This is a genomic window from Bradyrhizobium sp. IC3195 (assembly GCF_020193585.1).
Lineage (GTDB): Bacteria > Pseudomonadota > Alphaproteobacteria > Rhizobiales > Xanthobacteraceae > Bradyrhizobium > Bradyrhizobium yuanmingense.
In genome coordinates this window covers 1-2,646 of sequence record NZ_JADYVG010000057.1, presented here as the reverse complement: position 1 = coordinate 2,646, position 2,646 = coordinate 1, and the positions used below count along the sequence as shown (strand labels likewise).

At 64.4% G+C, this 2,646-nt stretch carries 2 protein-coding genes; both read left to right on the top strand.

What is annotated here, in order from left to right; all coding sequences use genetic code 11:
- Positions 1-160 precede the first annotated feature (160 nt).
- Positions 161-1,711: an IS21 family transposase gene (istA, locus tag I6F09_RS37035; RefSeq protein ID WP_225143909.1), complete on the top strand. Its 1,551-nt coding sequence runs from the start codon at positions 161-163 to the stop codon at positions 1,709-1,711.
- Entirely contained in the window at positions 1,708-2,517 is an 810-nt protein-coding gene (gene istB / locus I6F09_RS37030) for an IS21-like element helper ATPase IstB (RefSeq protein ID WP_225143907.1), read from the top strand. Before istA ends, istB begins: the two co-directional genes overlap by 4 nt.
- The last annotated feature ends 129 nt before the right edge of the window (positions 2,518-2,646 follow it).

The following is a 2,646-nucleotide window of genomic DNA, read 5'->3' as shown; positions in this document are numbered from 1 at the left end:
TGCCGCGCGGCAATCAGGGTGACAGTGGAGCGTCAATCAGGATGAGAGAGCTTCGCCGGGCTCGTGACGCAGGGAGGGCGTAGCCCGACCGGAGTTACGAGCCCGGCGTCGGCGCGATCCACAGGGGACCGCGCCGACTGGTGATCGCGGCCGGCTGGTTGTGCAAGTGGTTCTTCCGCCAAGAGGAATCACTCGCTTGCCAGGCCGATACATTACCGATCACCAGATGAGGCTCTACATGAAGTACCGTCAGACCGATACCCCGCCAGTGGCCGCCGCCAAGGCGTCGTTCAGTACCTCGACCGCGTATCGCTTCGAGAAGGATCGAAGGCTCCCATCGCAGAAGAAGGGAGCCCGCGGCCGGCGCCGACCGGACCCGTTGGCCGGTGTTTTTGAGACCGAGGTCGTACCGATGTTGAAGGCGGCCCCCGGCGTGCGGGCTGTCGCGATCTTCGAGGAGATGTTGCGCCGCCACCCTGAGCTCGGGGCTGGAATCCGCCGCACGCTGGAGCGCCGGATCCGCGCCTGGCGGGCAATCCACGGCGAGGAGCAGGAAGTCATCTTCCGTCAGACCCACGAAGTGGGTCAGGTCGGCCTGTCCGACTTCACCGACATGGGCGAGCTCGGGGTCACCATTGCGGGCGTGCCGCTCGATCATCGCCTCTATCACTTCCGGCTGGCCTATTCCGGCTTTGAGCACGCGCATGTCGTGCTCGGTGGCGAGAGCTTCGTCGCCTTGGCCGAAGGGCTGCAGAATGCTCTGTGGTCGCTCGGCGGCGCGCCGCGGGAGCATCGGACCGACAGTCTGTCGGCCGCCTTCTGCAATCTGGACCGGAATGCTCAGGACGATCTGACCCGGCGGTACGAGGACCTCTGCGCCCATTACGGCATGCGGCCTTCCCGCAACAATCGCGGCATCGCCCATGAGAATGGGGCGATCGAGAGCTCGCATGGCCATCTCAAGCGGACGATCGCCGATGCGCTGCTGTTGCGCGGCACTGCCGACTTCGATGATCTCGCCGCCTACCGCGGCTTCATCGACGAGATCGTCAGCCGCCGCAATGCCCGCAACGCCAAGCGCATCGACCACGAGCGCGCTACCCTGCAGGCATTGCCAGATCGCCGCACCTCGGACTACGAGGAGGTGATTGTCCGCGTGACGTCAAGCGACGGCTTCACCTTGCGCAAGGTGTTCTACACCGTGCCGTCACGCCTGATCGGCCACCAGCTGCGGGTGCGCCTTTACGATGATCGTCTCGACGTGTTCGTCGGCGGCACCCATCTCGTCACCCTGCAGCGTGGGCGGCCGCATCCCAACGGCAAGCACGACCAGGTCGTCGATTATCGGCACGTGATCCATTCCTTGCGGCGCAAGCCGATGGCGCTGCTCAATCTCGTCTACCGTGATCGGCTGTTCCCGCGCGATGCCTATCGGAAGACCTTCGATCGTTTGCGCGAACGGCTGCCGGACAAGAAAGCCTGCCGGCTCATGGTCGATCTGCTTGCGCTGGCGCACGAGCGCGGCTGCGAGGCCGAACTCGCCGGTCAGCTCGCCGCTGACCTGGACGCCGGCCAATTGCCCGATCTCGGACAGCTGCGCACGCACTTCGCGCCCGATCCTGCCCGTGTGCCGCAGGTCGTGGTGCATCTCGCGCCACTGGCCGCCTATGAGTGCCTTATCGGCACCGCCGAGATCGGAGGTGCCGCATGAACACGGCCAACACCGTCGACACCGCGCGCCTCAATCTGTTGCTCAACGAGCTGCGGCTGCCCGCCATCAAGGTGCTGTGGCCGCAATTTGCTGAGCAGTCCGACAAGGAAGGCTGGCCGGCGGCCCGCTTCCTCCCCATTGCCGAGCACGAGATCGCTGAACGCAGCCGCCGTCGCATCGAGCGCCACCTCGTTGATGCACGGCTGCCAGCCGGAAAGACTTTCGACAACTTCGACTTCGAGGCCGTGCCGATGGTCTCCAAGGCGCAGGTCACCGCGCTCGCCGCCGGCGACGGCTGGCTGGGCAAGGGCGCCAATTTGCTGCTGTTTGGCCCGCCCGGTGGCGGAAAGAGCCATCTCGCAAGTGCTCTCGGCCTCGCTCTGATCGAGAACGGATGGCGCGTTCTCTTCACCAGAACCACCGATCTCGTGCAAAAGCTCCAGGTGGCGCGGCGCGAGCTCAACCTCGAGGCCGCCATCAACCGCCTTGATCGCTTCGATCTCCTGATCCTCGATGACCTGGCCTACGTCACCAAGGACCAGGCCGAGACCAGCGTGCTGTTCGAACTCATCAGCGCACGCTACGAGCGACGCTCGATGCTGATCACAGCCAATCAGCCATTCGGCGAATGGAACAGGGTCTTCCCGGACCCCGCTATGACCCTCGCCGCCATCGATCGGCTTGTCCACCACGCTACCATCGTCGAGATGAACGTCGAAAGCTATCGCAGGCGGACCGCGCTCGAACGAAAACGCGGACCTGGACGCCCGCCGTCACATGCGACACCCAAAACCGTCTCTGATTGACGCTCCGCGACAATCAGAGTTCAAAAAACTCTTGCGCGCGACAATTAACGCGGCAATCATCACCTCGCCGCGACACCGACTCGCCATCCTGATTGTCGTGCGCTTCCCACCCAGATTGTCGCGCTATAC